The organism is Pseudonocardia sp. DxW, assembly GCF_058448985.1.
The window spans coordinates 22,498-48,299 of the sequence record NZ_JBZFLK010000006.1; the positions used below are offsets into that span (position 1 = coordinate 22,498).

30 protein-coding genes and 1 pseudogene are annotated in these 25,802 nt (G+C 73.9%); 12 read left to right on the plus strand and 19 right to left on the minus strand.

The annotated features are described in order from the left end of the window. Window positions 1-4 precede the first annotated feature (4 nt). The 3 genes from ACVJO7_RS10740 to ACVJO7_RS10750 are packed head-to-tail and all read right to left on the minus strand — an operon-like array spanning window position 5 to window position 2,924. On the minus strand, window positions 5-991 hold the full coding sequence (locus ACVJO7_RS10740; RefSeq protein ID WP_491672736.1) for an ABC transporter permease: 987 nt from the start codon (window positions 989-991) through the stop codon (window positions 5-7). Continuing rightward, the gene (locus ACVJO7_RS10745; protein WP_491672737.1) at window positions 988-1,950 is read right to left on the minus strand and encodes an ABC transporter permease; all 963 of its coding nucleotides are present in this window, start codon (window positions 1,948-1,950) and stop codon (window positions 988-990) included. Before ACVJO7_RS10745 ends, ACVJO7_RS10740 begins: the two co-directional genes overlap by 4 nt. Further along, window positions 1,947-2,924, minus strand: coding sequence for an ABC transporter ATP-binding protein (locus ACVJO7_RS10750; RefSeq protein ID WP_491672983.1), 978 nt, complete (start codon window positions 2,922-2,924; stop codon window positions 1,947-1,949). Before ACVJO7_RS10750 ends, ACVJO7_RS10745 begins: the two co-directional genes overlap by 4 nt. A 565-nt stretch (window positions 2,925-3,489) precedes the next feature. Here ACVJO7_RS10750 and ACVJO7_RS10755 point away from each other — a divergent pair. Beyond that, complete coding sequence (locus ACVJO7_RS10755) at window positions 3,490-4,008, plus strand: hypothetical protein (RefSeq protein WP_491672738.1); 519 nt, start codon at window positions 3,490-3,492, stop codon at window positions 4,006-4,008. Beyond that, window positions 3,992-4,573, plus strand: a complete 582-nt coding sequence (locus ACVJO7_RS10760; RefSeq protein ID WP_491672739.1) for a hypothetical protein — start codon at window positions 3,992-3,994, stop codon at window positions 4,571-4,573. Before ACVJO7_RS10755 ends, ACVJO7_RS10760 begins: the two co-directional genes overlap by 17 nt. A gap of 397 nt (window positions 4,574-4,970) precedes the next feature. Here the strand turns inward: ACVJO7_RS10760 and ACVJO7_RS10765 are convergent, their stop codons facing one another. The 4 genes from ACVJO7_RS10765 to ACVJO7_RS10780 are packed head-to-tail and all read right to left on the minus strand — an operon-like array spanning window position 4,971 to window position 7,915. Next, the gene (locus tag ACVJO7_RS10765; RefSeq protein WP_491672740.1) at window positions 4,971-5,309 is read right to left on the minus strand and encodes a hypothetical protein; all 339 of its coding nucleotides are present in this window, start codon (window positions 5,307-5,309) and stop codon (window positions 4,971-4,973) included. Between the two features lie 4 nt (window positions 5,310-5,313). Next, on the minus strand, window positions 5,314-6,321 hold the full coding sequence (locus ACVJO7_RS10770; protein WP_491672741.1) for an ABC transporter ATP-binding protein: 1,008 nt from the start codon (window positions 6,319-6,321) through the stop codon (window positions 5,314-5,316). Continuing rightward, on the minus strand, window positions 6,318-7,370 hold the full coding sequence (locus ACVJO7_RS10775) for a hypothetical protein (protein ID WP_491672742.1): 1,053 nt from the start codon (window positions 7,368-7,370) through the stop codon (window positions 6,318-6,320). Before ACVJO7_RS10775 ends, ACVJO7_RS10770 begins: the two co-directional genes overlap by 4 nt. Further along, window positions 7,367-7,915, minus strand: a complete 549-nt coding sequence (locus ACVJO7_RS10780; RefSeq protein ID WP_491672743.1) for a UGSC family (seleno)protein — start codon at window positions 7,913-7,915, stop codon at window positions 7,367-7,369. The genes ACVJO7_RS10775 and ACVJO7_RS10780 overlap by 4 nt, the downstream gene beginning before the upstream one ends. Window positions 7,916-8,091: 176 nt before the next feature. On the opposite strand from ACVJO7_RS10780, the gene ACVJO7_RS10785 reads away from it, so the two are divergent. From ACVJO7_RS10785 to ACVJO7_RS10800, 4 genes are read left to right on the plus strand one after another with little or no spacing between them, the layout of a single operon-like run. Further along, window positions 8,092-8,820, plus strand: coding sequence for a PIG-L deacetylase family protein (locus tag ACVJO7_RS10785; protein ID WP_491672744.1), 729 nt, complete (start codon window positions 8,092-8,094; stop codon window positions 8,818-8,820). Further along, entirely contained in the window at window positions 8,817-9,518 is a 702-nt protein-coding gene (locus ACVJO7_RS10790; RefSeq protein ID WP_491672745.1) for a 4-carboxy-4-hydroxy-2-oxoadipate aldolase/oxaloacetate decarboxylase, read from the plus strand. Before ACVJO7_RS10785 ends, ACVJO7_RS10790 begins: the two co-directional genes overlap by 4 nt. Then, the gene (locus tag ACVJO7_RS10795) at window positions 9,515-10,219 is read left to right on the plus strand and encodes an alpha/beta hydrolase (protein WP_491672746.1); all 705 of its coding nucleotides are present in this window, start codon (window positions 9,515-9,517) and stop codon (window positions 10,217-10,219) included. The genes ACVJO7_RS10790 and ACVJO7_RS10795 overlap by 4 nt, the downstream gene beginning before the upstream one ends. Next, window positions 10,219-10,494, plus strand: a complete 276-nt coding sequence (locus ACVJO7_RS10800; protein WP_491672747.1) for a muconolactone Delta-isomerase family protein — start codon at window positions 10,219-10,221, stop codon at window positions 10,492-10,494. The genes ACVJO7_RS10795 and ACVJO7_RS10800 overlap by 1 nt, the downstream gene beginning before the upstream one ends. 8 nt (window positions 10,495-10,502) lie before the next feature. On the opposite strand, the gene ACVJO7_RS10805 is transcribed toward ACVJO7_RS10800, so the two are convergent. The 6 genes from ACVJO7_RS10805 to ACVJO7_RS10830 form a co-directional block, all read right to left on the minus strand. Beyond that, window positions 10,503-10,883: a MerR family transcriptional regulator gene (locus ACVJO7_RS10805; RefSeq protein WP_491672748.1), complete on the minus strand. Its 381-nt coding sequence runs from the start codon at window positions 10,881-10,883 to the stop codon at window positions 10,503-10,505. A gap of 84 nt (window positions 10,884-10,967) precedes the next feature. Further along, window positions 10,968-11,840, minus strand: coding sequence for a formyltetrahydrofolate deformylase (purU, locus tag ACVJO7_RS10810; protein ID WP_491672749.1), 873 nt, complete (start codon window positions 11,838-11,840; stop codon window positions 10,968-10,970). Further along, the gene (locus ACVJO7_RS10815; RefSeq protein ID WP_491672750.1) at window positions 11,837-12,763 is read right to left on the minus strand and encodes a bifunctional 5,10-methylenetetrahydrofolate dehydrogenase/5,10-methenyltetrahydrofolate cyclohydrolase; all 927 of its coding nucleotides are present in this window, start codon (window positions 12,761-12,763) and stop codon (window positions 11,837-11,839) included. The genes purU and ACVJO7_RS10815 overlap by 4 nt, the downstream gene beginning before the upstream one ends. Beyond that, window positions 12,760-13,650, minus strand: coding sequence for a methylenetetrahydrofolate reductase (locus ACVJO7_RS10820; RefSeq protein WP_491672751.1), 891 nt, complete (start codon window positions 13,648-13,650; stop codon window positions 12,760-12,762). Before ACVJO7_RS10820 ends, ACVJO7_RS10815 begins: the two co-directional genes overlap by 4 nt. Next, the gene (locus ACVJO7_RS10825) at window positions 13,647-14,498 is read right to left on the minus strand and encodes a class III extradiol dioxygenase subunit beta (RefSeq protein WP_491672752.1); all 852 of its coding nucleotides are present in this window, start codon (window positions 14,496-14,498) and stop codon (window positions 13,647-13,649) included. Before ACVJO7_RS10825 ends, ACVJO7_RS10820 begins: the two co-directional genes overlap by 4 nt. Beyond that, window positions 14,491-14,844, minus strand: coding sequence for a protocatechuate 3,4-dioxygenase (locus ACVJO7_RS10830; RefSeq protein WP_344020505.1), 354 nt, complete (start codon window positions 14,842-14,844; stop codon window positions 14,491-14,493). Before ACVJO7_RS10830 ends, ACVJO7_RS10825 begins: the two co-directional genes overlap by 8 nt. Before the next feature lie 256 nt (window positions 14,845-15,100). Here ACVJO7_RS10830 and ligM point away from each other — a divergent pair, with 256 nt between their 5' ends. Next, a complete protein-coding gene (gene ligM / locus ACVJO7_RS10835) occupies window positions 15,101-16,495 on the plus strand; it encodes a vanillate/3-O-methylgallate O-demethylase (protein WP_491672753.1) in 1,395 nt (464 codons plus the stop codon). A 51-nt stretch (window positions 16,496-16,546) separates the two neighbouring features. On the opposite strand, the gene ACVJO7_RS10840 is transcribed toward ligM, so the two are convergent. The 3 genes from ACVJO7_RS10840 to ACVJO7_RS10850 form a co-directional block, all read right to left on the minus strand. Next, window positions 16,547-17,011, minus strand: a complete 465-nt coding sequence (locus ACVJO7_RS10840; RefSeq protein WP_491672754.1) for a MaoC family dehydratase — start codon at window positions 17,009-17,011, stop codon at window positions 16,547-16,549. Next, window positions 17,008-17,910 carry an SDR family NAD(P)-dependent oxidoreductase gene (locus ACVJO7_RS10845; protein ID WP_344020511.1) on the minus strand — a complete coding sequence of 301 codons (903 nt, stop codon included), beginning with the start codon at window positions 17,908-17,910 and terminating at the stop codon, window positions 17,008-17,010. Before ACVJO7_RS10845 ends, ACVJO7_RS10840 begins: the two co-directional genes overlap by 4 nt. A 157-nt stretch (window positions 17,911-18,067) precedes the next feature. After that, window positions 18,068-18,754 carry a response regulator gene (locus ACVJO7_RS10850; RefSeq protein WP_491672755.1) on the minus strand — a complete coding sequence of 229 codons (687 nt, stop codon included), beginning with the start codon at window positions 18,752-18,754 and terminating at the stop codon, window positions 18,068-18,070. A 179-nt stretch (window positions 18,755-18,933) separates the two neighbouring features. Between ACVJO7_RS10850 and ACVJO7_RS10855 the strand changes: the two genes are divergently transcribed. Continuing rightward, a complete protein-coding gene (locus ACVJO7_RS10855) occupies window positions 18,934-20,565 on the plus strand; it encodes an AMP-binding protein (protein WP_491672756.1) in 1,632 nt (543 codons plus the stop codon). 337 nt (window positions 20,566-20,902) lie between these two features. Here ACVJO7_RS10855 and ACVJO7_RS10860 read toward each other — a convergent pair whose 3' ends face one another. Further along, on the minus strand, window positions 20,903-21,616 hold the full coding sequence (locus ACVJO7_RS10860; protein ID WP_491672757.1) for a Fe(II)-2OG oxygenase family protein: 714 nt from the start codon (window positions 21,614-21,616) through the stop codon (window positions 20,903-20,905). A gap of 341 nt (window positions 21,617-21,957) precedes the next feature. On the opposite strand from ACVJO7_RS10860, the pseudogene ACVJO7_RS10865 reads away from it, so the two are divergent. From ACVJO7_RS10865 to ACVJO7_RS10875, 3 genes and pseudogenes are all read left to right on the plus strand, one after another. After that, window positions 21,958-22,182: pseudogene (locus ACVJO7_RS10865) on the plus strand (helix-turn-helix transcriptional regulator); the annotation flags it as partial. Between the two features lie 127 nt (window positions 22,183-22,309). Further along, the gene (locus ACVJO7_RS10870; RefSeq protein WP_491672991.1) at window positions 22,310-23,101 is read left to right on the plus strand and encodes a hypothetical protein; all 792 of its coding nucleotides are present in this window, start codon (window positions 22,310-22,312) and stop codon (window positions 23,099-23,101) included. A 384-nt stretch (window positions 23,102-23,485) separates the two neighbouring features. After that, window positions 23,486-23,698 carry a hypothetical protein gene (locus ACVJO7_RS10875; protein WP_491672758.1) on the plus strand — a complete coding sequence of 71 codons (213 nt, stop codon included), beginning with the start codon at window positions 23,486-23,488 and terminating at the stop codon, window positions 23,696-23,698. 212 nt (window positions 23,699-23,910) lie between these two features. Here the strand turns inward: ACVJO7_RS10875 and ACVJO7_RS10880 are convergent, their stop codons facing one another. Together ACVJO7_RS10880 and ACVJO7_RS10885 are read right to left on the minus strand one after the other, a co-directional pair. After that, a complete protein-coding gene (locus ACVJO7_RS10880; protein WP_491672759.1) occupies window positions 23,911-24,768 on the minus strand; it encodes an alpha/beta fold hydrolase in 858 nt (285 codons plus the stop codon). Then, a complete protein-coding gene (locus ACVJO7_RS10885) occupies window positions 24,765-25,163 on the minus strand; it encodes a DUF6463 family protein (protein WP_491672760.1) in 399 nt (132 codons plus the stop codon). The genes ACVJO7_RS10880 and ACVJO7_RS10885 overlap by 4 nt, the downstream gene beginning before the upstream one ends. An 87-nt stretch (window positions 25,164-25,250) precedes the next feature. Here ACVJO7_RS10885 and ACVJO7_RS10890 point away from each other — a divergent pair, with 87 nt between their 5' ends. Next, entirely contained in the window at window positions 25,251-25,802 is a 552-nt protein-coding gene (locus ACVJO7_RS10890; RefSeq protein WP_491672761.1) for a TetR/AcrR family transcriptional regulator, read from the plus strand.

Here is a 25,802-nt window from a genome sequence, read left to right on the forward strand (position 1 = left end):
GCTCCTAGTCGGGTCGTCGGTCGGTCGGTCCGGTGGCGTCGATCTTCTCGGCGGCCCGGGCCAGGCCGGGTGCGAGGCGAGCCGGCGGGCGGGGTCGCCACCAGCGCCGGGACTCGGCGAAGGTGGCGTGCTGCAGGCGCGGGTCCAGGTGGTCGCGCAGCGCGTCGCCGAGCAGGTTGAGGCTGAACACGGCCAGCGAGAGCAGGATCGCCGGCACCACGATCAGCCACGGCGCGCGTTCGACGTACCGGACTCCCTCGGAGAGCATCAGCCCCCAGGACGGGGTCGGCGGCGGCGCGCCGATGCCGAGGAAGCTCAGCGCCGACTCGGCGATGATCACCCCGGCGAAGATCAGGCTGGCCAGCGTGAACACCGGGGCGACGATGTTCGGCAGGACGTGCCGGGACAGGATGCGGCCGGTCCCGGCGCCGGTGGCACGGGCCGCCTCGACGTAGCGTTCCTCGCGCACCCGCAGCGTCTCGCCGCGGGCGATCCGGTTGAACGACGGCGTGATCACCACCGTCAGCGCGATGATCGTGTTGCGTACCGACGGCCCGAGGATCACCGCGATGAACAGCAGCAGGATGATGCCGGGGATGGCCTGCACGGCGTCCATCACCCGTTGCAGGACGATGTCGACGCCGCGGCCCGCGTAGCCGGAGACCACCCCGATGGTGGTCCCGAGCAGCAGGCTGACCGCGGTGGTCACCACGCCGATCAGCAACGACGTCCGCGCGCCGTGCAGCGAGCGGCTCAGCACGTCCCGGCCGAGATCGTCGGTGCCGAGCAGGAACCGGGCGGACGGACCGTCCAGGATGTCGCGGCGGAACTGCTCCAGCGGGTCGTGCGGCGCCACCAGCGGCGCCAGCAGCCCGGCCAGCACGAACAGCGTCAGCACGGTCAGCGCGATCCCGCCGAGCGGCTGGGCCCGGAACCGGCCGATCGCGCCGGGGACGGCGCGCAGCCGTCCGGGGGTGGCCGGGGCGGTCACGAGAGGGCCCTTCCGGTCCGGATCCGCGGATCGACCAGCGCGTAGAGCAGGTCGATCACGATGATCGTCACCACGAACAACGCCGCGTAGAAGATCGTGCAGGCGACGACGACCGGGTAGTCGCGTTCCAGCACCGCGGAGTAGATGAGCTGCCCGGTCCCGGGGATCCCGAACATCTGCTCCAGGATCACGGTGCCGCCGAGCACCGTCGCCAGCTCCAGCCCGAGCAGGGTGAGCACCGCGATCGTCGAGTTCCGGGCGGCGTGCTTGCCGACGACGGTGCGCTCCCGGGCCCCCTTCGCGCGGACGGTGCGCACGTAGTCCGATCCGAGCGACTCCAGCAGCGACGAGCGCGCCATCCGCGCGGTCCCGGCCATCCCCGCGGTGCCCAGCGCGATCACCGGGATGGCCATCTGCTGGATCCAGTTCAGCGGGTCCTCGGTGAGCGGCCGGTACGCCAGCGGCGGCGACCAGTTGAGCCAGAGCGCGCAGGCGGTCAGCACCAGCAGCGCGACGACGAAGTTGGGCACCGACAGGAACGCGACCGCGAAGGTCCGCACGGCGCCGTCCAGCAGGGATCCGCGGCTGACGGCGGCCAGCACGCCGAGCGCGATCCCGGCGACGGTCGCGAACAGCATCGCGAGCAGGCCGAGCGTGACGGTGACCGGCACCCGTTGCAGGAACAGCTCGGTGACCGGGGCCCCGCCGCCGTAGAACGACGTGCCGAGGTCGCCGCGCACGGCGCCGGCCAGCCAGCTGCCCAGCTGCGTCCAGACCGGCACGTCCAGGCCGAACTCGGCACGCAGCGCGGCGATCTGCTCCGGGCTCGCGCCGGAGTCGGCCAGCTGCATCGTCACGGCGTCGCCGGGGACCAGCCGCATGAGCACGAACACCAGCGTGGTCACCAGCGCCATCACCACACCGCCGTAGGCGAGCCGGCGCAGCACGTAGCGGATCACGGGTGCACCGCCTCCGCGGTGCGCGGCCGGGCCAGCAGGCAGGCGACGTCGCGGCCGGTGGCCACGGTGCGCAGCGCGGGCCGGTCGTCGCGGCAGGCCGGTTCGGCGTGCGGGCAGCGGGTGTGGAACCGGCAGCCCGGCGGCGGGTCGATCGGGCTGGGCACCTCGCCGACCGGCGCGACCTCGTCGGCCGGTCCGGCGGTGGCGAGATCGGGCACCGCGGAGACGAGCATCCGGGTGTAGGGGTGCTGCGGGTCGCGCAGCACCGCGTCGCCGTCGCCGCGCTCGACGATCTCGCCGAGGTACATCACGCAGACCTCGTCGGACATGTACCGGACGACGTTCAGGTCGTGCGCGATGAACAGGTAGGACAGCCCGCGCTCGACCTGCAGACCGCGGAGCAGGTTGAGCACCTGGGCCTGCACCGACACGTCCAGCGCGGAGACCGCCTCGTCGCACACGATCAGGTCCGGATCGGTGGCCAGTGCGCGGGCGATCCCGATCCGCTGGGCCTGGCCGCCGGAGAACTGGTGGGCGTAGCGGTGCAGGTCGCGGGCGCCCAGGCCGACCCGCTCGAGCAGTTCGACGACTCGGTCGGCGAGCGCGGCGCCGCGGGCGACCCGGTGCACGACGAGCGGCTCGCCGACCGCCTGCAGGACGGTCATCCGCGGGTTCAGCGAGCCGTGCGGGTCCTGGAAGACGATCTGCATCCGGCGGCGCAGTCGGCGCAGCGTCGCACCCGATGCGGTGCCGAGATCGGCGCCGTCGAAGGACAGCTCCCCCGAGGTCGGTTCGAGCAGCCGCAGCGCGAGCCGGGCCACCGTGGACTTGCCGGATCCGGACTCGCCGACCAGGCCGACGGTGCGACCACGCGGGATGCTCAGCGAGACGCCGTCGACGGCCCGCACGACCCCGCGCCGGCTGCGGAAGTGCTTCACCAGGTCGCGGGCCTCGAACAGCGGCGGACCGGTCACCGGGCACCGGCCGGGCTGCCCGCCGGAGCGCACCCGGTCCGGTCGGTCGTGGTCTGACACATGCGGTCTCCCTCGGACTCCGTCGGCCGTGTGCTGCGGGCACGCTAGGAATCGGGTCCGCCCGGCCGCCAGACCGCCTTCCACCAGGGAGAAGAGCGCGTGCAGGTTACGGATCGTGTCGCAGGCCACACCACGACGGATGACGTAGCAGGGCAGACCGCGCCCGTCCGACTACTCTCAGTGATTAGTCAGTGCGACATTTCGGATTGCTGCCACACCGCAGTCGACGGGCCGAGGGGCGACGCGGACCTGCTAACGAGCGTTACATGACCACTCCAGCGCACGGACTACGTTACTGCTGAAAGAGCAATGAGCCTGGGACATTCCCGGTCAGGCTCATCGCTCGAATGTCGGTATCCATGTCACGATTTGTGTGGTTTTGGGCGCGACTCTGTCGCAAAGTAGTCGAACGAGTCCAACGGCGAGGGGCAATAGTTTCACTCGCAATTACAGGTTGTCATGCTCCGTGTTTAATCCGGTGGAGTCCCTCATACCGCTCGCACTGGTGGCCGTCCCGGCCACGTCCGACCAGTCCGGCCCGGCCACCCTTCCGGCCCCGCGCACCGCGCCGGCCGGTGCGCCGGCGCCGTCCCGCCGCACCCGCACCGTGCCGACAGGCACCGCCGGCGCGACGGCCCCGGCGACCGTCGGGATCGTCGGGCTCGGCCACGTCGGCCTCCCCACCGCACTCGCGCTCGGCGAGAGCGGTCACCACGTCGTCGCGCACACCGTGCCCGGCCAGACGATCGTGCTGACCTGCACCACCTACGTCGGCTCCACCCGCGACCTACTCGTCGGGCCGCTCGCCGACCGGGGCCTGGTCGTCGGGCGGGACGTGTTCGTCGCGTTCAGCCCCGAGCGCATCGACCCGGGTGTCGCCGACCACCTGCTCGAGCGCACCCCGCGAGTGGTCGGCGGCATCACCCCGAGTGCGGCCGCCGGGCCGCCGCTGCGCTGCTCCCGGCGTCGGCGGCGGTGCACACCGTCTCCTCCCCGAGGCCGCCGAGATGACCAAGCTGCTTGAGAACACCTTCCGCGCGGTCAACATCGCACTCGCCAACGAGTTCGCCGGGATCGCCCGGCAGTTCGCCACCACCAAGCCCTACAGGTTCATGGCCTTCCGCCCCGGGCCCGGCGTCGGCGGGCACTGCATCCCCTGCGACCCGCATTACCTGCTGCGGCAGCTGCGGTCCGGCCCGGTCGCCGCGCCGGTCACCGAGGCCGCGATGGTCTCCATCGCGACCCGGCCGCACGCCGTCGTCGCCCGCGCCCGCGAGGTACTGGCCGGGGCGGGCCGGCCGGTCACCGGGGCCCGGGTGCTCGTCGTCGGCGTCGCCTACAAGCCCGGGTCACCGATGTGCGCGAGTCCCCCGCGCCCACCGTCATCGACGAGCTGCGCCGGCTCGGCGCCGACGTCGCCTTCACCGATCCGCTGGTCGACCGGCTGCCGACCGCGAACGGCCCGCTGGACCCCCCGGAGCCGGCCCGTGCCCGGCTCACCGCGGACGCCGACACCGCGATCGCCACGCTGGAGCAGCACGGCCACGACCGGCCCGCGCTGTTCGCCTACCCGTACAGCGCCTCGCTGACCCCGAGCAACGATCCCGAGCTCGCCCTGGCCGGCCGGGAGATCCTGGCCGACCGCTACCAGCTGCTGTTCACCAACGACAGTGCGCGCCGCTGGGCCGGCCGGTCGGACCTGGCCGGTGGGTTCGTTCCCCGGATCGGGGTGGACGCGCACACCACGACCGACGACCTGTTCGACGCGATCGTCGCCGGGCTGCCCGTGCCCGCACCGCAGGACGCCGATCCGCTCGACCCGGCCGGCTGGACCGTCGACGGCGATCCCGGGCTGACCGTCGGGCCGGACGGGATCGTGCTGCGCGCCACCACCGGGGCGGGCACGACCGCCCGGCTGTACCGGGACCGGGCCGCCGTCTGGCGGGACCACACCGGGTCCGGGACCTGGACGGTGCAGCGCGGCGGCTACTCGGCGCTGCTGCTGCGCGAGGGGTCCCCCGGCGCGCTGCGGATCTCCGTCGGGCACAGCAGGATGAAGATCAGCACCGCCGACGGGGTGGAGCTCGCCACCGCACGGTTCCCGGACTCCGCGACGCACGCGGTGACCGCGACGCTCACCGGGACACTGCTTCGGATCGAGGTGGACGGGCAGCCGCTGCCGGTCGTGACCGTGCCCGATCCGGGGCCGGGCGGTGGCGGGGTCGGGCTGCGCGCGGCGGCGGCGCCGTCGGAGACGGTCGTGCGCGGGCTGCGGATCTCGGTGCCCTGCGGAGGTGCCGGGCCCGGCACCGGCGGGCGGGACACCGGCTCACCGGCTCGCCGGGTCACCGGCCGGCGCCGGTACCCGGTCGGCGCCCTCGGCCAGCCAGCACCGGCTGATCCGACCCTCCCCCGTCCGCACGACCGGCGGCCGTTCGGTGCGGCACCGGTCCACCGCCTGCGGGCAGCGCGGATGGAATCGGCAGCCGCCCGGGACGTCGGCCGGGTGCGGCACGCTGCCCGGGATCACCGTCAGCGGCTCGTCCCGTCCGGTGTGGACGGTCGGCACGGAGCCGATCAGCGCCCGGGTGTAGGGGTGCGTGGGCGCGGCCAGCACGTCGGCGGCGGCGCCGCGCTCGACGACCTGCCCGGCGTACATCACCACCACCCGGTCGGCCATCCGGGCCACCACCGACATGTCGTGCGTGATGAGCAGCAGCGCCGCGCCGTGCTCGCGCTGCAGCCGGCGCATCAGGGCCAGGATCTGCGCCTCGACGGTCACGTCCAGCGCGGTCGTCGGCTCGTCGGCGATCAGCAGCTCCGGATCGCAGGCCAGCGCCATCGCCACCCCGACCCGCTGCTGCTGGCCGCCGGACAGCTCGTGCGGGTAGGACCGCATCCGGCGCTCCGGATCGGGCAGCCCGACCTCGCGGAGCAGTGCGACGGCGCGCTCCCGGGCCTGCGCCCGGCCGACCGGCCGGTGCACCCGGATCGCCTCGACGACCTGGTCGCCGACGCTGAACAGCGGGTCCAGCGCGCTCATCGGGTTCTGGAACACCATCGCGATCTCGGCGCCGCGCAGCCGGCGCAGCCGTTCCGGCCCGGCGCCGGCGATCTCCTCGCCGCGGAACGACACCGACCCGCCGGCGACGCGCCCGCTGCCGAGCAGCCCGAGCACCGCCAGCGAGCTGACGCTCTTGCCCGATCCGGACTCGCCGACCAGCGCGACCGTCTCGCCCGGCCCGACGTCGAACGAGACGCCGTCGACCACGCCGAGCGCACCGGCCGCCGTCGGGAACTCGATGCGCAGGTCCCGGACGTCCAGCACCGGGTTCACGCCGCGCCCCCGGGCGCGTGCACCGGGTGCGTGGTGCGTGACCAGCCGCCGAACCCGAACGGCCGCACGACCAGCGACATCCCGGCGTTGCGGGCGCCGGTGACCACGATCGGCAGGTGCTCGGGCTCGGGCACCATCGGGAACGGGGCGTTGTCCGGGGTGTCCCCGGCGGTCCGGCCCTTCCCCGCGGCGCGCAGGTCGGCGGCGGTGCGGACGGCGTGGGCGCTGATCCAGGCGGCGACGTCGGCCTTGCCGAACCCGCCGTCGGCCAGCAGCGTGGCGTGCTCGACGCCGAGCAGCAGCCCCGCCGACGACCGGCCGCCGACCACCGCGCCGGTCCGGGCGACCGTGTCCGCGATGTCGCGCAGCAGGTCCGCCGGATCGGTCGAGTCCCGGTTGTCGACGAACTCGCAGGTCCGGATGAGCATGGCCGAGACCGATCCGGCGCCGGGCGCGGCGCCGAGCTCGACCGAGAGCGGCTCCCAGGGGCTCTCCTCCTCGTTCTCGCCCACGCACACCGCGAACCGGCCGGGCAGGCCCTGGGTGGCCTGGTCCAGCTCGTGCGGGCGGATGCCGAGCACGTTGCGAACGGTCAACCCGATCGCGCGGGCGATCGTGGCGTTCGCCCGGAAGCCGGGCCCGACCGAGCCGCCCGCCGAGTTGATCCCGAGCCGGGCCCGGACGTCGCCGTTCACCACGATCAGCGGGGCCGGGCCGCTGGTGCTCTGCCAGCCGCCGCCGGTGACCACCCGCTGGGCCATCAGCGCGTCCCACGCGGCCAGCACGACCGGCAGGTGCTCCGGCCGACAGCCGGCCATCGCGGCGTTCACGGCGACCCGTTCGACGGTGCACTCGCGGCCCAGGCTGCCGGCGTGCGCGACCACCTCGGCCGGATCGCGCGGGGTGGCCGCGAGGAACTCGTCGCGGGTCGCCGCCGAGACCGGGACGACCGGGAGGCCGTCGGTCCAGTCCCGGTCGTAGGCGTGCTCGATCGCGGCCCGCGCGACGTCCACCGGGTCCGCGGTGGACGTCGCGCCCGCCGCGCTCATCGGGCGTCCGCCGGGGCGCGCAGCAGCCGGACCAGCTCGGGCAGCACCTCGCCGGCCCGGGCCGCGATCCCGACCGCGTCCAGCGCCGCGACCGGATGCGGCACGACGGCGTAGTCGTAGCCGGGGCTGCCACGCAGCCGGGCCATCGCGTCGGCGGTCGTCCGGAACGCCTCGCTGCACAGCACCGCGGCCGGGACACCCGCGGCCTCCAGCGCGATGCCGTCGGTGACGGCGGACGCGCTGCACGATCCGCAGTCGCCGACCCCGACCAGCACCACGTCACACCGGGCCACGAGATCGGCGAGGACGTCCGGCGGGACCGGGTCGTTGATGTGCGGCTTGGTGTGCCGGGCGGCCGGCACGGTGCCGTGCCGCTGCGCGAACCGCTCCGCGACCGCGTCGAGCAGCTCCGCGGCGTTGCGTTTGGTGTTGAGCAGCAGGCCGAGCCGCAGCCCCGCCAGGTCCCTCGGGCGGGCGGCGAGCGCTCCCCCGGCCGGCACGACCGGATCGGGTGCCCCGGTCGGGTCGATCATGGTCTCGAACATGGCGGGTCCCGTCGTCGGAACTGGGTCGCGCCGCACGCTAGGAAGCCTGCCGCCGGACCCACCAGACCACCTTCCACCAGGCAAAAGAGTTCGGTACCTGGTGCGACGGATGACGTAGTGCTCCCGGGTCGTCCGGGCGTCGCCCGCCGCCCGCGGCGCTGCCTAGCGTCGGGCCCATGACCTCGCCCGACCGGCCGGCCGTCCAGGTGATCAGCGCGCACTCCGGGGACTTCGTGTGGCGGGCGGGCGGCGCGCTGGCGCTCTACGCCGAGCGCGGTCACGACGTGCGCGTCGTCTGCCTGAGCTACGGCGAGCGCGGCGAGTCACCCGGGTTGTGGCGCCGGCCGGGGATGACCGTCGACGCCGCGAAGGCCGCCCGGCGCGAGGAGGCCGAGGCCGCCGCCGCCGCACTCGGCGCCACGATCACCTTCCTCGATCTCGGCGACTACCCGCTGCGGATCGACGACGCCGGCCTGTCCCGGATCGTCGCGCAGATCCGGGACGCGGCGCCGGAGGTGCTGCTCACCCACGTCGCGAACGACCCGTACAACCGCGACCACGACGCCGCGCACGAGGCGACCCTGCTGTCCCGCCAGGTCGCGCAGGCCGCCGGGCACGATCCGTCGACGCCGCCGATCGGCGCGCCGCAGGTGCTGCAGTTCGAGCCGCACCAGCCCGAGCAGTGCGGCTTCGTGCCGAACCTGCTGCTCGACATCACCCCGGTGTTCGAACGCAAGCGCAAGGCGATGGAGTGCATGGGCGCCCAGTCGCACCTGGTGCAGTACTACACCGACCTGGGACAGCGCCGCGGCGTGCAGGCCGTCCGCAACGGCGGCGCCCCCGCGATCGTGCACGCCGAGGCCTACCAGCGGGTCTTCCCGGTCGTCGGGGACGTGCTGCGGTGACCGGGCACGTGATCGTCCGGACCCGCCGCGGACCGGACCCGGACGTGCTCGCCGGACTGGCCCGGCTCGGCGTCGCGACCGTGCACGAGGCGCACGGCCGGCGCGGCCTGCTCGGCCCGGCGATCCGGCCGGTCCAGCGCGGGGCGCGGATCGCCGGGCGTGCGGTCACCGTGCTGTCGCACCCCGGCGACAACCTGATGATCCACGCCTGCGTCGAGCAGTGCGGGCCGGGCGACGTCCTCGTCGTCGCCACCACGTCGCGGTCCACCGACGGGATGTTCGGCGAGCTGTTCGCCACCCAGCTGCAGCACCGCGGGGTGCTCGGCCTGGTCAGCGACGCCGGTGTCCGCGACGTCGCCGAGCTGGCCGCGATGGGTTTCCCCGCCTGGTCACGCGCCGTGCACGCGCAGGGCACCGCGAAGGCGGTGGCCGGCTCGGTGAACGTCCCGGTCGTCGTCGCCGGGCAGCGGATCGACCCCGGCGACGCGGTGATCGCCGACGACGACGGCGTGCTCTGCGTCCCGCGCGCCGAGGCCGCCGCGGTCGCCGGGACCGCCGCGGCGCGGGCCGCGAACGAGGAGGACAAGCGCCGCCGGTTCGCCGACGGTGTGCTCGGCCTGGACCTCTACGACCTGCGGCCCACCCTGGACCGGCTGGGCGTGCGCTACGTCGACGACCCCGAGGGGGACCTCCCATGAGCACGTTCGTCCTGCTGCACGGCGCCTGGCACGGGGGCTGGGTGTGGCAGCGCGTCGCCCCCGGCCTGCGGGCGGCCGGGCACGACGTCCTCGCGCCGACGCTGACCGGGGTGAGCGACCGGGCCCACCTGCTCCACCCGCAGGTCGGACTCTCCACGCACGTCCAGGACGTCGTCGCGCTGCTGGAGGCGCACGACGCCCGCGACGTCGTGCTGGCCGGGCACAGCTACGCCGGCCAGGTCGTCACCGGGGTCGCCGACCGCGTCCCGGACCGGGTGGCCCGCCGGGTGTACCTGGACGCCTTCGTCGGCGACGACGGCGACGCCGCGATCGACCTGCTCCCGCCGACCGTCGCCGGGCACTACCGGGAGGCGGTCGCCGGGCCCGGCTTCGGCTGGCTGGTCCCGGTCCGCCCGCTGGAGCGGCTCGGCGTCACCGAGCAGGCCGATCTGGACTGGCTCACGCCACGCCTGACCCCGCACCCGTGGCTCACCTACACCGAGCCGCTGCGGCTGACCGGGAAGGGCGACGCGGTGCCCGCGGCGTTCGTCGAGTGCACCGACTGGATGCGGGTCTTCCGCGAGCACGCCGGGCGGGCGGCCGACCGGGGGTGGCCGGTCCACGAGATCGCGACCGGTCACGAGGCCATGGTCACCGCCCCCGCCGAGCTGACCGCGCTGCTGCTGGAGCTGGCCCGCTGATGGAGTTCCTGGTCCGCACCCAGAACCTGCTGCCGGTCGACACCCCGGCCGGCAGGCGCGACGAGCTGAAGGCCGGTGAGCGGGCCCGCGCCGCCGAGCTGCGCGAGGCCGGGATCCTCAAGCGGCTCTGGCGGGTGCCCGGGCGCAACGCGACCGTCGGGCTGTACGAGGCCGACGACCCGGCCGCCCTGCACGACGCTCTCGCCTCGCTGCCGATGTTCCCTTGGATGGACGTGACCGTCGAGGCACTGGCGACACACCCGCAGGAGCGCTGAGCGCCGGTTCAGGAGGGGCCTGCGGCGGGGCCCAGCCGGGCGCGGTGGTCCCGGTTGCCGGTGATCATCCCATCCAGCAGGGTGCGCGCCCGGGCCAGCTCGGCGATCTCCCGGTCGATCCGCTCCCGCTCGCCCGTCATCACCTCGTACGCCTGCTCCGAGGTCGCGACGCTCGGCGCGCTCACACACGGCAGCACCTGCGCGATCCGCCGGCTGGACAGGCCCGCCGCGAACAGCGCCTGCAGCAGCCCGACCCGGTCCGGCATCGTCGGCGGGTAGGTCCGCTGACCGGTCCCGGTGCGCTCGCTCGCGATCAGCCCCTGCTGCTCGTAGTAGCGCAGCATGCGCACCGTGACCCCGGTCCGGCGGGACAGCTCACCGATCCGCACACCCGTTCCCCCGTCCGCGACGTCTCCGCTCTCCTGGTTCGACGACGTGGGCGGCCGCGTTCTTCCCGGCCCGGGCCCGGCGGGTCAGGGGAACACGACGGTGCGGTTGCCGGACACCGCGACCCGGTGCTCGCTGTGCCACCGCACCGCCCGGGCCAGCGCGAGTCGTTCGGCCTCCCGGCCCCGGGCGGCGAGCTGCTGCGGGCTCAGCGAGTGGTCGACGCGCAGCAGCTCCTGCTCGATGATCGGCCCCTCGTCGAGGTCCGCGGTCACGTAGTGCGCGGTGGCCCCGATGAACTTCACCCCGCGCTCGTGCGCCTGGTGGTAGGGCCGCGCCCCCTTGAAGCTGGGCAGCATCGAGTGGTGGATGTTGATCGCCCGGCCCTGCAGGGCCGCGCACGCGTCGTCGGACAGGATCTGCATGTAGCGGGCCAGCACCACCAGCTCGACGCCCTCGGCGCGGACCAGGTCGAGCAGCTCCGCCTCCGCGGCCGGTTTCGTCTCCCGGGTGACCGGGATGTGCCGGAACGGCACCCCGTACCCGTCGGCGAGCCGCCCCAGGTCGGGATGGTTGGACACGACCGCGACGACGTCGAGTGCCAGCTCGCCGATCGAGTTCCGGAACAGCAGGTCGTTGAGGCAGTGCGCGAACCGGCTGACCATGATCACGGTGCGCGGGCGGTGCCCGGTGTCGGCGAGGCTCCAGGTCATCCCGAACCGCGCCGCGATCGGCGCGACGCCGGCGCCGAGCCGGTCCAGGTCGGGCCGGGCGCCGTCGGTCCGGGCGAACTCGATCCGCAGGTAGAACGTGCCGGTGGTGGCGCTGCCGAACTGGTGGCTCTGCACGATCGTGCAGCCCTGCCCGGCGAGCAGACCGGTCACGGCGTGCACGATGCCGGGCGCGTCCGGGCAGCTGAGCAGCAGCACCGCGCGCGGGCCCGGCGCCGAGGCGGTCACGACGCGGCCCGCGATCCGGCGGCGGCCGTCGCGGCCCGGCGCGCCGCGAGCACCGTGCTGCGCAGCAGCAGCACGTCGGTGACCGGCCCGACGCCGCCGGGCACCGGGGTGAGCGCCGCGGCCCGCGCCGCGACGGATCCGGCGTCGACGTCGCCGACGGTGCGGACCGTCCCGTCCGGCCCGGTGACGGCGTTGATCCCGACGTCGAGCACGACGGCGCCGGGTGCGACGTGCTCGGCGCGGACCAGCCCGGCCCGGCCGGCGGCGACGACGAGCACGTCCGCCCAGCGGGTGTAGCGGCCGATCCCGCCGGTCCGGTCGGCCCACTCGTCGATCGAGGAGACGGTCGCACCGCGGGCGCAGCCGAGCGCGACCGCCGGGACGCCGACGGTCGCCGACCGCCCGACGACGACGATCCGGCTGCGGTGGTAGAAGCCGTCCCGGTCCTGTCCGGTGCCGTCGATCCAGGTGTCGAGCAGGTCGAACACCGCGGCCGGGGTGGCGGGCACGAACCGGGGCGCGCCGAGCGCGAGCAGGCCGACGTTCTCCGGGTGCAGCGCCTCGACGTCCTTCGCCGGGTCGAGCGCGCCGAACGCCGTCGCCTGGTCCACGCCCGGCGGGAGCGGGCGCAGCAGCAGGACCCCGGAGACGGCCGGATCGTCGTTGCAGGACCGCACGGCGTCGAGCACCGCCGCCTGCGACGCCCCGGCCGGGAGCTCCACCGTCCGGTGGCCGACGCCGAGCTCCGCGGCGAGCCGGTGCAGCCGCCGCCGGTAGGCGCGGGCGCCGAAGCCGGCGTCGCCGGGCAGCACGGTCGCGAGCCCGGGCCGGATCCCGGACGCGTGCAGCGCGGCGACCTCGTCGGCCAGTGCGGCGCCGAGCTCGCGGGCGCGGGCGCGGCCGTCGATCGGGCGCGCCGTCATCGGTCCAGGCGCTCGAGCAGCCGACGTCGCCACGTCTCGGTGCTCTCGAGGTCGTTGAAGGTGAACACGTGGATCCCGGCCAGGCCGGTGTCGCCGGCGGCCAGTGCCGGGGCGATGCCGTCCAGCACCCGGTCCGGCCGGTAGCCGCCGGGCAGGAAGAACCGCCGGAGCATCCCCTGCTGCTTGCGCAGGAACCGGGCCGACTGCCCGAGCCCCAGCCCGGCGGAGACCCGGATCAGCTTCTGCCTGCTCACCGCGCCGGGCACGCCGACCCGGACCGGCAGCCGCACCCCGGCGGCGGCGATCCGGCGGGCCCACCGCACGGTGGCGGCCGGATCGAAGCACAGCTGGGTGACGATCTGCGTGGCGTAGGGCGCCTTCGCGGTGAGCGCGCCCGCGATCAGCTCGTCGGCGATCCCGCCGTGCCCCTCCGGGTAGCCGCCGATCCCGATCCGGTCGAACCGGTCACCGGCGATCTCGTGCAGCTCGGTGAGCAGAGCAAGGGCGTCCGGATAGCGGCCCACCGGCTCGGCGGCGTCACCGCCGACGACGAACAGCGCGCGGACCCCCGCGTCGGTGAGCCGGTCGGTGAGATCGGCCAGGTGCGCCCGGTCCCGGACCAGCCGGGCCGCGAGGTGCGGCGCCACCCGGTAGCCGTGCCCGGTGAGCCGGACGGCGAGCTCCACGGTCGGGTCGAGCCCCTTCGCCTCGGTGGTCGTGACGCTCAGCCCGGTGCCGGTGGGGACGTGGGCGAGCACCTTGTCCGCGGCACTCGGGAACGGCAGCACCTCGTAGGTGGCCGCGCGCAGCACCCGGGCGAGCACGGACCGCCGGTCCGCACGCGGCGCCGCGCCGTCCCGGTCGGGGGGGTCCAGCAGTGACGTCACGGGGCGCTCCGGTTGTCGAGCAGGGCCAGCCCGGCGGCGGTGTTCGACGCCGGCACGTGATAGGCGGTGTGCACCGTGCGGACGCGGGTGTTCATCGCCCCGCGCATGACCAGCCACATGATCAGCTCGATGCCCTCGGACCCGGCGAGCCGGATGTACTCGTCGCGGTGCAGGGCGGTGAGCTTCTGCGGGTCGTCGGCGATCGCCTCCAGGAACATGTGGTCGAAGCCGGGATTGACGAACCCGGCCCGGGCGCCGGCCAGCTGGTGCGACATCCCGCCGGTGCCGAGGATCCCGACGGTGCGCGCGCCGTCGTAGGACGCCAGTGCCCGGCCGATCGCCTGCCCGAGCGCGTAGCAGCGGGCCGCGGTCGGCTGCGGGTAGCGGATGACGTTCACCATGATCGGGACGACCGGGCAGGGCCAGGCGTCGCCGGGCTCGGGCGTCCACACCGACAGCGGCACGGTGAACCCGTGGTCGACGTCGAGCTCGGCGAACACGGTGAGGTCGAAGCCGTCGTCGACCAGGTGCTCCAGCAGGTGGAACGACAGGTCCGGGTCCCCGACGACGTCCGGCACCGCACGCCGGCCGTACCCCTCGTCGGCGACCCGGTACTCCTCGGCGGTGCCGATCGCGAAGGTCGGCACGATGTCCAGGTCGACGCCGTTGGCGTGGTCGTTGTAGATCAGGATCGCGACGTCCGGGGTGCGTTCGGCGAGCCAGGCCCTGGCCGGGGCGTAGCCGTCGAACAGCGGCGCCCAGCGCGGGTCCGCGGTCAGGTCGCGGTCCATCGCGGCGCCGATCGACGGCACGTGCGAGGTCCCCAGGCCCCAGATGACCTCAGACATCGGTACGTCCCCCCGCCGCCATCGCCGCCGTGAACTCGTCCTCGCTCATGCCGGTGAACACGCCGCCCAGGTACTGCATGGAACGTCCGTCCATCATGGCCAGCTTGTAGACGTAGAAGATGCTGCCGCCCAGATCGAGCATCGCCTGCCAGTCCCGCTCCAGGACGGCCGCGGTCTGCTCGGCGGACAGCCCGAACCGCGCGCAGCAGGCGGCCTCGTCGGCGCGGAATCCGGCCCGGGCGTCCTCGGTGCGCAGCGACTGCAGCAGCCGGTTCAGCGGCCGCCCGCGGCGTCCGGCGGGGCCGTCGAAGACGTAGGTCCCCGGCAGGTCGTTCCTGCTGGTCATCCTGGTTCCCCCTGCGCTCGGCCGTGGCACCGACGCTAGGAGCCGGACGGGCCGCGGCCATCGCCCGGATGTCCCGACCGGCGGTCACCGTCCCGCCCCGTCCGGCACGGGACGGATGACGTAGCGGGCATCCGCTACGTCATCCGTCGCGCCCGGTGCGGCCGTCGCGGCAGGCCCGCTGCCGTCGTTGGGCGCTGCCACGACCGCTCGCGGCGTTCCTAGCGTTGGTCCGATCGTCGTCGAGGACTGGAGCACCATGAGCGCGAGGAACCTGCAGGACGTGCTGGACCGGGCGGGCGACACCGTCGACCTGCTGCGGAACGCCCAGCTCGGCGCCTACATCTACCCGGTCGTCCCGTCGGAGTTCAGCAACTTCCGGCGCGAGGTGCGCGCCTGGCAGCGCACCGCGGTGCTGTTCGACCAGACCCACCACATGGTCAACCTGTGGGTGTCCGGGTCGGGCGCGCTGCAGCTGTTCACCGACACCGGCATCAACAGCACCGCGAACTTCCCGGTCGACTCCGCCAAGCAGTTCGTGCCGGTCGCGCCCGGCGGCGGGGTGATCGGCGACGGCATCCTGTTCCGGCTCGCCGAGGACCGGTTCGTCTTCGTCGGGCGCGCCCCGGTCGCGAACTGGCTGACCTTCCAGGGCCAGGGCTACGACGTCGACATCCGGCGCGACGAGCGCTCCCCGTCCCGCCCGTACGGCCGCGAGGTGACCCGCGACGTGTGGCGGTTCCAGATCCAGGGCCCGCGCGCCTGGGAGGTCATCGAGAAGGTCAACGGCGGCCCTCTGGAGAAGGTGAAGTTCTTCCGGATGGGGCACATGACGATCGGCGGGCAACCGGTGCGGACCCTGCGGCACGGGATGGCCGGCGCGCCCGGACTGGAGATCTGGGGACCGTACGAGAGCTACGGCGCCGTGCGCGAGACGATCCTGGAGGCGGGCCGCGAGTTCGGCCTGGAGCCGGCCGGGGCGCGCGCCTACTCGTGCAACACCCTGGAGTCCGGCTGGATCCCGTCGCCGCTGCCCGCGATCTACACCGGCGACGAGCTGAAGGGCTACCGGGAGTGGCTGGGCGCCGACTCCTACGAGGCGAACAACGCGCTGGCCGGCAGCTTCGTCTCCGCCGACGTCGAGGACTACTACACCAACCCGTGGGAGCTCGGCTACGGCGGCTTCGTGAAGTTCGACCACGACTTCGTCGGCCGCTCCGCGCTGGAGAAGATCGACCCGGCGACCGAGCGGCGCAAGGTCACCCTCGCCTGGAACGCCGAGGACGTCGCGACCCTGCTCGCCTCCCCCGTCTCCGACGGGCCCGAGTACCAGTTCTTCGACCTGCCGAACGCGAACTTCGGCTCGTCCAACTTCGACTCGGTCCTCGACGCCGACGACAACGTCATCGGCCTGTCGATGTTCACCGGGTACAGCGCGAACGAGCGCAAGGCGCTGTCGCTGGCCACCGTCGATCCCGGTGTCCCGCACGGCGCCGAGGTGCGGGTGGTCTGGGGCGAGCCGGACGGCGGCAGCCGCAAGACCACCGTCGAGCCGCACGAGCAGTTCGCCGTGCGCGCGGTCGTCAGCCCCGCCCCGTACAGCGAGATGGCGCGCGACGACTACCGGCCCGGCTGGCGCACCGCGACCTCCTGACCGCCGGGGCGGGCGCGGCCCGTTGCGCCCGCCCCGGTGCTCACGCCGTGCTCAGACCAGGTGCCGGGTCAGGAACGTGACCACGCAGGCCGGCTTCGCCGCCCCCTGCACGGTGATCGTCATCGTGATCGTGACCTGCAGCCCGCCGGTCACCTCGGCGACGTCGTCGAGCACCGCGGTCGCCCGCAGCGTGGAGCCGGTCGGCACCGGCGACGGGAACCGCACCTTCTCGCAGCCGTAGTTCACGACCATCGAGAAGCCATCCAGCCGCAGGATCTCCGGCAGCAGCCGCGGCACCAGCGACAGCGTCAGGTAGCCGTGCGCGATCGTGCCGCCGAACGGTGTCCCGGCGGCCCGCTCCGGATCGACGTGGATCCACTGGTGGTCGCCGGTGGCCTCGGCGAACAGGTCGACGTCGCGCTGGGTCACCGTCACCGGGCCGCTCTCCCCGAGCACCTCGCCGAGCGGCAGCGCGCGGACGCCGTCGGTGCCGGTCGCGACCGTCGGCGCGCTCACCGGGTGCCGCCGGTGGCCGCCGCGGGCAGCGCCTGGGTGAAGTCCTGCAGCGGTGCGTCGGCGAGCTCCGCGGCCACCGCCTCCGGGCTCCAGCCGCCGTCGCGGAACCGCTCGGCGACCTCCTGCGGGTGCGTCCACAGCGCGATCCGGTCCCCGCCCGCGGCGATCGCCTGCCCGGTGACGTGCGCGGACGCCGCCGACGCCAGCCACACCACGACCGGCGCCGCGTCGTCCGGGGTGCCCAGTCCGGTGCGCCGGACCTCCGGCGGCACCGGTTCGCCCCGGTCGACGGCCTCGACCAGCTCGCCGAGCCCGGGGATCGTCGCGACCATCCTGGTCAACGCAGTCGGCAGGATCGCGTTGACCGTGACCCCGATCTTCGCGTGCTCCACCGCCCAGGTCCGCATCATCGCGACGATCGCGCCCTTGGACGCCGAGTACGCGCTCTGGCCGAAGCTGGCCCGCTGCCCGGCCGGTGACCCGACGAGGATCAGCCGGCCGCCGTCGCCCTGCTCGCGGAACCGGGCGGCCGCGGCCCGGCCGCAGGTGAAGGTGCCCCGCAGGTGGCTGCCGACGACGAGATCGAAGTCCTCGTCGGTGGTCCTGCGCAGCGTCCGGTCGCGCAGTGCGCCGGCGTTGGTGACCATCGCGTCCAGCCGGCCGTACTCGCGCACGGCCCGGTCGACCAACGCGTCGGCGACCTCGGCCGGGCCGACGGCGCCGGGCTCGGCGACGGCGCGGCCGCCGGCGTCGGTGATCAGGTCGGCGGTCTCCTGCGCGACGTCCGCGTCGAGGTCGTTCACCACCACCGCCGCACCGGACGCGGCCAGCGCGTGCGCGTACGCCCGGCCCAGTCCCCGGCCCGCTCCGGTCACCACGGCGACCCTGCCGTCGAGCATCGGTATCTCCTCACCGGCGCCGCCGTGGCAGGCACCAGCCCCGGCGGGCGCGTCTCCGACCGTGGGCGTGGTCCGCCCCCGACGTCCGACGCTAGGGATCTCGCGGTGGCCGGGGCGGCGGTCGGCCGTCCCGGCCGCGCTACGTCATCCGTCACGGTCAGCCGGGTGGCGGGACCAGCCCCTGCCGGACGGCGACCAGCGCCGCCTGGGTACGGGAGGTGAGCTGCAGCTTGCGCAGCACGTTGCTGACGTGCGTGCGCGCGGTCCGCTCGCTGATCACCAGATGGTCGGCGATCTCCTGGTTGGACCGGCCCTGGGCGACCAGGATCAGCACGTCCCGCTCGCGGTGGGTGAGCGCACCGAGCCCGCTCGGCGGGGAGATCATCTCCTTGGTCAGCCGCCGGGCGACGCTCGGATCGAGGAACACGTCGCCGCGGGCGGCGGCCCGGACCGCGGCGACCACCTCGCCGGGATCGGCGCTCTTGAGCAGGTAGCCCGACGCCCCGTTGCCGAGCGCGGTGTGCACCCGTTCCATCTCGCCGAAGCTGGTCAGCACGACGACCCGCACGCCGGGGAAGCGTTCGGCGATCAGCGCCGTCGTCGCGGCACCGTCGAGGCGCGGCATCAGCAGGTCGATCAGCACGACGTCGGGCAGCTCCCGGTGCACGGCCATCGCGGCGAGCCGGTCCAGCGCCTCCTGGCCGTCCCCGGCCTCGGCCACGACCTCCACGTCGTCCAGCGCTTCCAGGTAGGCCCGGATCCCGCGCCGGACGACGGCGTGGTCGTCGGCGACGAGCACCCGCACCGGGGTGGTGGTCGTCGGGGACTCGGTCGGTGCCTTCACGCGCAGCGCCTCCGCTCGGCCGTCCCGGGCTCCGCTGCCCGGGGGTCCAGGATGCACATCCGGAGCGGGCCCGTCACCGGATCTACGTCATCCGTCGCGGTCCGCCGCGGCCGGACGACCGGCCCGCCGACGGTCATCGGCCGATCGCGGCCCGCACCGGCGCTCTCTACGGTGACCGCATGGACGTCGCGTTCAGCACCGTGTGGGAGGCGGTCGCCGCCCGCCTCCCGGACGCCGTCGCCGTCTGCGAGCCCGCCGCCCGGTGGACCTGGGCCGAGTTCGACGACCGCGCGTCCCGGCTGGCGACCGCGCTGGAGTCGGCCGGGGTGCGGGCCGGCGACACGGTCGCGTGCTACCTGTACAACGGCTCGGCGTACCTGGAGACGGTGTTCGCCGCGTTCAAGCTCGGCGCGGTCCCGGTGAACGCGAACTACCGCTACACCGCCGCCGAGCTGACCTCGCTGCTCGACGACGCGGGCGCCGCCGCGATCGTGTTCAGCGGTGCGCTGGCCCCGAACGTCGCGCACGCCGCGACGCACCTGCGCTCGCTGCGGCTGCTGGTCCGCGACGGCGCCGCCCCCGAGGGCGGTCCCGGCCCGGACGCGGCCGACCTGGCGGAGATCCGCCGCGCGACCCCGCCCCGCCCGCACGCCCCGCGCCCCGGCTCGGACCGGCTGTTCATGTACACCGGCGGCACCACCGGACGGCCGAAGGGCGTCGTGTGGCAGCAGGCCGATCTGCTGCACAGCATCGCGGTCGCGGTGTTCGGGCCGCTGGGCCGCGACGCGCCGCCCGCCGATCTCGACGACGCCGTGGACCTCGCGGTGGCCGCCCGCACCGGCGGCCGGTCGCCGGTCACCCTGCCGGTGGTGCCGCTGATGCACGGCACCGGCCTGTTCAACACCCTCGGCGCGCTGCTCGTCGGCGGCCGGGCGGTGCTCACCCGGCCGGGCCGGCTCGATCCGCGGCACGTCTGGGAGACGGTTGCCGCGCAGCGGGCCGGAACGATCGTGGTGGCGGGCAACGCGATCGCCGTCCCGCTGGTCGACGAGCTGGTCCGCGCCGAACGTGCGGGCACCCCGCACGACCTGTCGTCGCTGCGGGTGCTGCTGAGCTCGGGGACCGCGCTCGGCGACCGGACCAAGCAGGCGTTGCACGAACGCGCCGAGCTGACGATCACCGACGCGATCGCGGCCAGCGAGGGCGGCCCGTTCGCCTTCGCCGTGACCCGCTCGGTGCACGACCTGCCGGCCCGGTTCCGGCCGGTGCCCGCCACCCGGCTGATCACCGACGACGGCCGGGTGCTCGCCCCGGGCGAGCCCGGTACCGGGATGCTCGCCTACCGCGGCCCGCTGCCGCTGGGCTACCACCGCGACGCCGAGCGCACCGCCGCCACGTTCCGGTTCGTCGACGGCGTGCGCTACGCGGTGCCCGGCGACCTGGCCGAGCTGGGCGCCGACGGTGTGCTCCGGTTCCTCGGCCGCGGTGCCGGGGTGATCAACACCGGTGGCGAGAAGGTGCACCCGCAGGAGGTCGAGGACGTGCTGCTCGCCGATCCGGCGGTGGCCGACTGCGTGGTCGTCGGGGTGCCGGACCCGCTGTGGGGCGAGCGGGTGACCGCGGTCGTCGCCTCCCCCGGCGCCGGCCCCGAGCTGCCCGGACGGCTGCGCGAGCGGGTCCGCGCGGTGCTGGCCGGCTACAAGGTGCCCCGCGTCGTGGTCGTGGTCGACGAGCTGCCGCGCACCCCGACCGGAAAGATCGAGCTCACCAGGGCCCGGGAGCTGGCCGGGGCGGTACCGGCGGGCGGCTGACCGGTGACGGCCCGGCGCGGGAACGGCGCACGGGTCGCGCCGTCGGATCGGGCCGGTGGAGCTTCCCGGCTCACCGGCCGGCGCCTGCGGACCTGTAGCAGAATCGGCAGTTCGGACCCGGCACTGACGACATGGGTGCGGCGACGACCACCGCACCGCAGATCGCGACGTAGTGGCCGGTTCCTCGCCGGATGCCGTCATCGAAGGCCGCAGCAGTGAGCAGGTGAGAGCGGCCGTCGGAGACCGACGTCATCGCCGACTCGTCCGGTCTGACGGCATCCGCACAGCGTCCGCGCGCCCGCCGTAGCCGGTTCAGAGTCTTCCGGTCGGGCAAGGCTCAGCTCGCCGTCCTGCGGACGACCCTCTCCGGCACACCACCGACGATCATGTCGGCCCGACAGGCTCCCGCGGTGATCCGATAGACGACACGGGGACCGGTGTAGGCCCGGCGGCCGTGCAGCCATCGCCGGTTGTCCACGACGTAGCCTGTCGACCTGTGGGCGGGCACCGTCCAGGAGTGCCGTTCGATCGCCGCGCGAAGAGTCGGAACGTACGGTTCGGCCAGTAGCCCGAACTCTGCCAACGAATCGAGCCGGAAGCGCACAGACACCACCCCGCCCGCGACCCTGAACACCGATGTCCAGTGGCCGCCGGCACCGCCGAACCTCGCCGACCGTGGCGCGGAGAAGGCTGCCAGAGCGGCCGGCTCGTACTCGGCAAGATCGAGATACACGGCGTAGCCGTCGACCAGCACGAACTCGCCCCCGCTGATCGGATCCCGTCCGCACACGGTGATGAGGAGGGGCGGTCCTCGGGTGAAACCGGCGAGCTCAGCGGCGCCTGCCCCGCGGTCCTCGATGACCGTCACACCGTCCGGCCCGCTGTCGCGGTGCGGCACGACGACCGCTCCGAGTCGCCTGGCCAACATGAGCAAGCTCGAGCGATCGGGCACGGTGTCGATGAGGGCCAGGCCGGTGCAAGCGAGATCGGTGAGGATCTCGCCGGGCGTCGTCGATCGGCGGACAGGCACATCCGAGAGCAAGTCGACCACCTCCTTCTACGATGCCGCAAACACTGATCCGCACATGTCACGCGTGTCCAGTGACGGATTGTCAACCGCGCGAGCCCGAGATGACTGCTAGTTTCGCCGAGGCCACGCACCCGCCGCCGAGAGGATGTCCATGTCCCCGCCGTCCAAGTTCTCCATTTCAGTCAAAGGCGTGGTCCTCGATTCGCGACATCGAGTCCTGCTACTGAAGAACGAGCGCGACGAGTGGGAGCTTCCGGGTGGTCGAGATTGGCCTGTTCTCGCAATCCGAGGTGGCGAGCCTGAACATGCCCGACGGGTACAGGCGATCGATCAGCACATGGTTCGACAAGGCGGGCTGACGCGTGCCGAGCTCGGCCCTGTGGCTCTGGTCGAGCCCGGACGCGTCGCGTGCCCTGCGCACCCGCGAGCTGAGCCACATTCTGCGCGTCTATCGGCGGATCAACGGCCTCAACCAGGAGCGACTGGCTGCTCTTCTCGGCTATGACAAGACCTACATCTCCATGATCGAGACCGGGCGTCGGGTGATCAACGACGTGGGCGCCCTCCGCCGGATCGCGCGGACGCTTGGCATCCCCGTCCACGCGTTGGGAGTCACCGAGGCCGACGACACGACATATGCCACCGTGCTGCAGCTCGCCGATTCAGTGCTCTCACTCGCCGAGATCGCACGGAAGTCCGGGCACGCCGCAGGCGGTGGAAGCACTGTGGCCTCTCGTCGTCCGCCTCGAATCACGAGCAAGGGAGGGCCTCCTCGACCGGGAATTCGTTGCCGTGCTCGGACGTGCTCGACTCAGCCTTGGCATCGCACTGGGAAACCTTCTCCCCGAGGAGAAGCTGACCAGTGCGGCCACCTGGACCGGGCGGGCGTTGCACATCGCGACACACCTCGGCGAACCGGCGTTCATGACGGAGGCACTCATAATGCGCGGAAACGAGCTTCGAAAAGCTGGACGCATTCCTGCAGCGATCACCCGCTTGCGGCACACCGTCGCCCGATCGACCGCCACCGGCACTGCTACGACGGCGAGCGCCCTGCTCGCTCGCGCCGCCGGCGAAGCCGGGCAGGCCGAACTGTTCGACGACTCCATGAACCACTACCGCCGGCACCTCGACGGTGCGCAGGACTCCGGAATGCTGACCAACGAGTTCGTTCACCGCGAGATACACCTACGCGGTCTCGCCGATACGGGGCGCGCCACGCGGGCGATCGAGATCCTGCGAAGGTCGAGAGCAACGGTCACGCCGACAGCGCCGCAGTGGGCGGCCATCGAGCGGATCACTGTCGCCACTGTGCTGCTCGCCGCGCATCAGCGCGATGAAGCCGAAGTAGCGCTGACCACCGGTCTCCGGCTCGCCGAGGCGGCCCGCCTCCCCCACCAGGTGCAGCGGGCCGTTCGGATTGCGGACGAGGGCGGGCTGCAGACTGTGGCGGACGCCGGACGGGCCCTGCTCACACGTCTCGCCGATCTCGCCGCGAGCCACTAGGCCCGCCGGCACCATCTCGATCTGACCGGCGGGCCCCTCCAGGGGCACGTGACCAGCGATCTCCCGCCGCCCGACCCCGCCGAACCCGGGGCCGACCAGGCCATGACCATGACATCCGTCAGGTGGTCTGGCCCCCATGGAGCACCTGGTCGTGGAACTGGATGCCTCGACGTACGAGCACGTCCGCACCTGTGCCGCGCGGGCCGGCGCGCCGTCGCCGGCCGCCTACCTGGCCAAGCTCGCCCGCCACGATGCTCTTCGTGCCGAGGCCGAGAAGATGGCCGCCTGGTACGCCGAGCACGAGGGATACGCCGACCACCAGGTGCTCGAAGCCGGACTGCCCTGGCAGAGGCCCACTAGCCGCGGCTCCGCACTGTCCCGGCCGTGCGCCGTGGCGAGATCCACTCGTACAACCCGGTGGTCCCGAGACCTGGCCAGAGCGTTCGTCGCCTCATCATCAGCTCGGATGCCCTGCACGTCGAAGGTGTGCCGGTGGTCCTCGGCATCCACCTCGTGGACTCGGACCCCGGCACGCTGCTCGCACCGGCGGTGGGCGACTACTGGGCGCCCGCCTCACGCTCGAGCGTGTGCTCGTGAGCCGGCTCGGGGAACAGCTGGGAGAGGCAACGCCCGACGAGCTCACGGCCGTCGGATCGGCCCTCAAGGCAGCTCTCGACCTGGACTGATCACCACGCTCACCCGGGGCAGCGACCGGGCTGGCCGGGCCTGACCGGTTCGCACCCCGTCGCCGCGGTTCGCACCCGTTGCAGCAGGTGTTGACCGCAGCGACGGGGTGCGAACCCGGCCGGTCACGGCCGCGTGTGCTCCACGATCGCCGGGAGCACCACGTCCCACCGCGACCGCGGGGGCGGCTCGTGGCCCGCCCCCGGCACCGGGACCAGCCGTGCCCCGGGTATCTCCGCGGCGAGGGCCTCGCCGTGGCCCGGCGGCAGGAACGGGTCGTCGGTGCCGTGCAGCACCAGCGTCGGTGCGGTGATGCGGGCGAGCCGGTGCCGCCAGGGCTCGCCGGCGTCGAGCACGAAGTGGTTGGTGAAGCTCGCCGCGCTGTCGGCGGTCCGGTCGAAGGTCCGCCCGGCGAGCGCGCGCCATCCCTGCTCGTCGAACGGCAGGCTGCCGGTGTAGGCACGTTCGCCCGCGACGTGGTACTCGACGACGGCGTCGCGGTCGGACCAGTCCGGCTCGGCCTGCTCCCCGGTGAACATCGCCGCGAGCGCCGCCGACATCGGCGGCAGGTCCGGCGCGTCGTGCCCGGGCCCGCCGGGGGTGCCGGACATCAGGGTCAGCGTCCGCACCCGGTCGGGGTGATCGAGTGCCAGCAGCTGGCCGATCGCGCTGCCCATCGACATCCCGACGACGTGCGCAGGACCCGGCCCGAGCCGCTCGACCAGCCCGGCCGCATCGGCGACCAGGTCGCGCAGCACGTAGTCCGGCGCCCCGGCGGGCGTGCTGGTGGACCGGCCGGTGTCGCGGTGGTCGTAGCGGAGCACGCACCGCCCGGCCGCGGCCAGCCGGGCGCAGAACTCCGCCTCCCAGTACAGCATCGACGCCGCCGCCCCCATCACCAACAGCACCGCCGGGTCGGCCGGGTCGCCGAACGTCTCGGTGCACAGGTCCACGCCGTTCACCCGCTCGATGCGTTCGCTCACGGCCGCGGCTCCCGGTCCCCCGCGACGAGCAGGGCGCCGGTCACCGGGACCAGCCAGGCCGGCGAGCGCGGCAGCATCGCGGCGAACGGGATCCCCCAGGCCAGCATGGTCCAGCCGACCGCGGCCGGGACCCGCTCCCGGCGGCGGGCGGACCGGAGCAGGTGCACCCCGAGGGCCACCATCGGGCCGCCGAAGCTGCCCAGCGTCCGCCACAGCACGACGGTCCGCTCGGCCTCCAGCGGCGTCTCCGGTTCCGCGAGGCGGACGGTGTCCCACCAGCCGTCCGCCCACGCCCCGGCCAGCGTCCTCCGGTCCTCCAGCGGGGCGACGACCATGTGGACCGCGCCGAGCCCCACCGCGATCCATCCCGCCGTCGTCGTCAGTCGCCTGCCCATGACCACTCCCATCTATACGGTTGCGTATATTTCGCACCGTAGCGCCGATATACGCTGCCGTACAGATCCGACGGCGAGGAGAGTGCGATGGCGAGGGCCCGGACCCCGCGGACGGCGTGGATCGACGCCGGCCTGGCTGTGCTGGCGGCGCGCGGGCCGGACGCGGTGCGGGTCGAGGCACTGGCCCAGCAGCTGGGCGTCACGAAGGGCGGCTTCTACGGCTACTTCGACGACCGCCCGGCACTGCTGGCCGAGATGCTCGACACCTGGGAGTGGCGGAGCATCGGCGACGTCCTCGACCGGGTCGAGCGGGAGGGCGGCGACACGCGGACCCGCGCCCGCCGGGCCGGTGAGCTGACCTTCTCCCCCGAGCTGCTGACCCTCGATCTGGCGGTGCGCGACTGGGCCCGCCGGGACGCGGCGGTGGCCGAGCGGCTGCGCCGGGTCGACGACCAGCGGCTGGGCTTCCTGCGGACCCAGTTCGCCGACCGGTTCCCCGATCCGGTCGAGCTGGAGGCGCGCTGCCTGCTCGCGTTCTGCACCGCCATCGCCTCGGACCTGATCCTGGCCCGGCATCCCGGGAACACCCGCGGGGAGATCGTCGACCGGGCCGAGGCGCTGCTGTTCGGCGGCGGCTGA

What these genes read in the sequence shown, in the direction of transcription:
- ACVJO7_RS10845 (WP_344020511.1), bottom strand. Translation starts at nt 17,910, where the DNA reads ATGCTCGACGGCAGGGTCGCCGTGGTGACCGGAGCGGGCCGGGGACTG.
- ACVJO7_RS10885 (WP_491672760.1), bottom strand. Translation starts at nt 25,163, where the DNA reads ATGGGCAGGCGACTGACGACGACGGCGGGATGGATCGCGGTGGGGCTC.
- ACVJO7_RS10785 (WP_491672744.1), top strand. Translation starts at nt 8,092, where the DNA reads ATGACCTCGCCCGACCGGCCGGCCGTCCAGGTGATCAGCGCGCACTCC.
- ACVJO7_RS10760 (WP_491672739.1), top strand. Translation starts at nt 3,992, where the DNA reads ATGACCAAGCTGCTTGAGAACACCTTCCGCGCGGTCAACATCGCACTC.
- ACVJO7_RS10795 (WP_491672746.1), top strand. Translation starts at nt 9,515, where the DNA reads ATGAGCACGTTCGTCCTGCTGCACGGCGCCTGGCACGGGGGCTGGGTG.
- ACVJO7_RS10800 (WP_491672747.1), top strand. Translation starts at nt 10,219, where the DNA reads ATGGAGTTCCTGGTCCGCACCCAGAACCTGCTGCCGGTCGACACCCCG.
- ACVJO7_RS10815 (WP_491672750.1), bottom strand. Translation starts at nt 12,763, where the DNA reads ATGACGGCGCGCCCGATCGACGGCCGCGCCCGCGCCCGCGAGCTCGGC.
- ACVJO7_RS10780 (WP_491672743.1), bottom strand. Translation starts at nt 7,915, where the DNA reads ATGTTCGAGACCATGATCGACCCGACCGGGGCACCCGATCCGGTCGTG.
- ACVJO7_RS10855 (WP_491672756.1), top strand. Translation starts at nt 18,934, where the DNA reads ATGGACGTCGCGTTCAGCACCGTGTGGGAGGCGGTCGCCGCCCGCCTC.
- ACVJO7_RS10830 (WP_344020505.1), bottom strand. Translation starts at nt 14,844, where the DNA reads ATGACCAGCAGGAACGACCTGCCGGGGACCTACGTCTTCGACGGCCCC.
- ligM (WP_491672753.1), top strand. Translation starts at nt 15,101, where the DNA reads ATGAGCGCGAGGAACCTGCAGGACGTGCTGGACCGGGCGGGCGACACC.
- ACVJO7_RS10825 (WP_491672752.1), bottom strand. Translation starts at nt 14,498, where the DNA reads ATGTCTGAGGTCATCTGGGGCCTGGGGACCTCGCACGTGCCGTCGATC.
- ACVJO7_RS10775 (WP_491672742.1), bottom strand. Translation starts at nt 7,370, where the DNA reads ATGAGCGCGGCGGGCGCGACGTCCACCGCGGACCCGGTGGACGTCGCG.
- ACVJO7_RS10890 (WP_491672761.1), top strand. Translation starts at nt 25,251, where the DNA reads ATGGCGAGGGCCCGGACCCCGCGGACGGCGTGGATCGACGCCGGCCTG.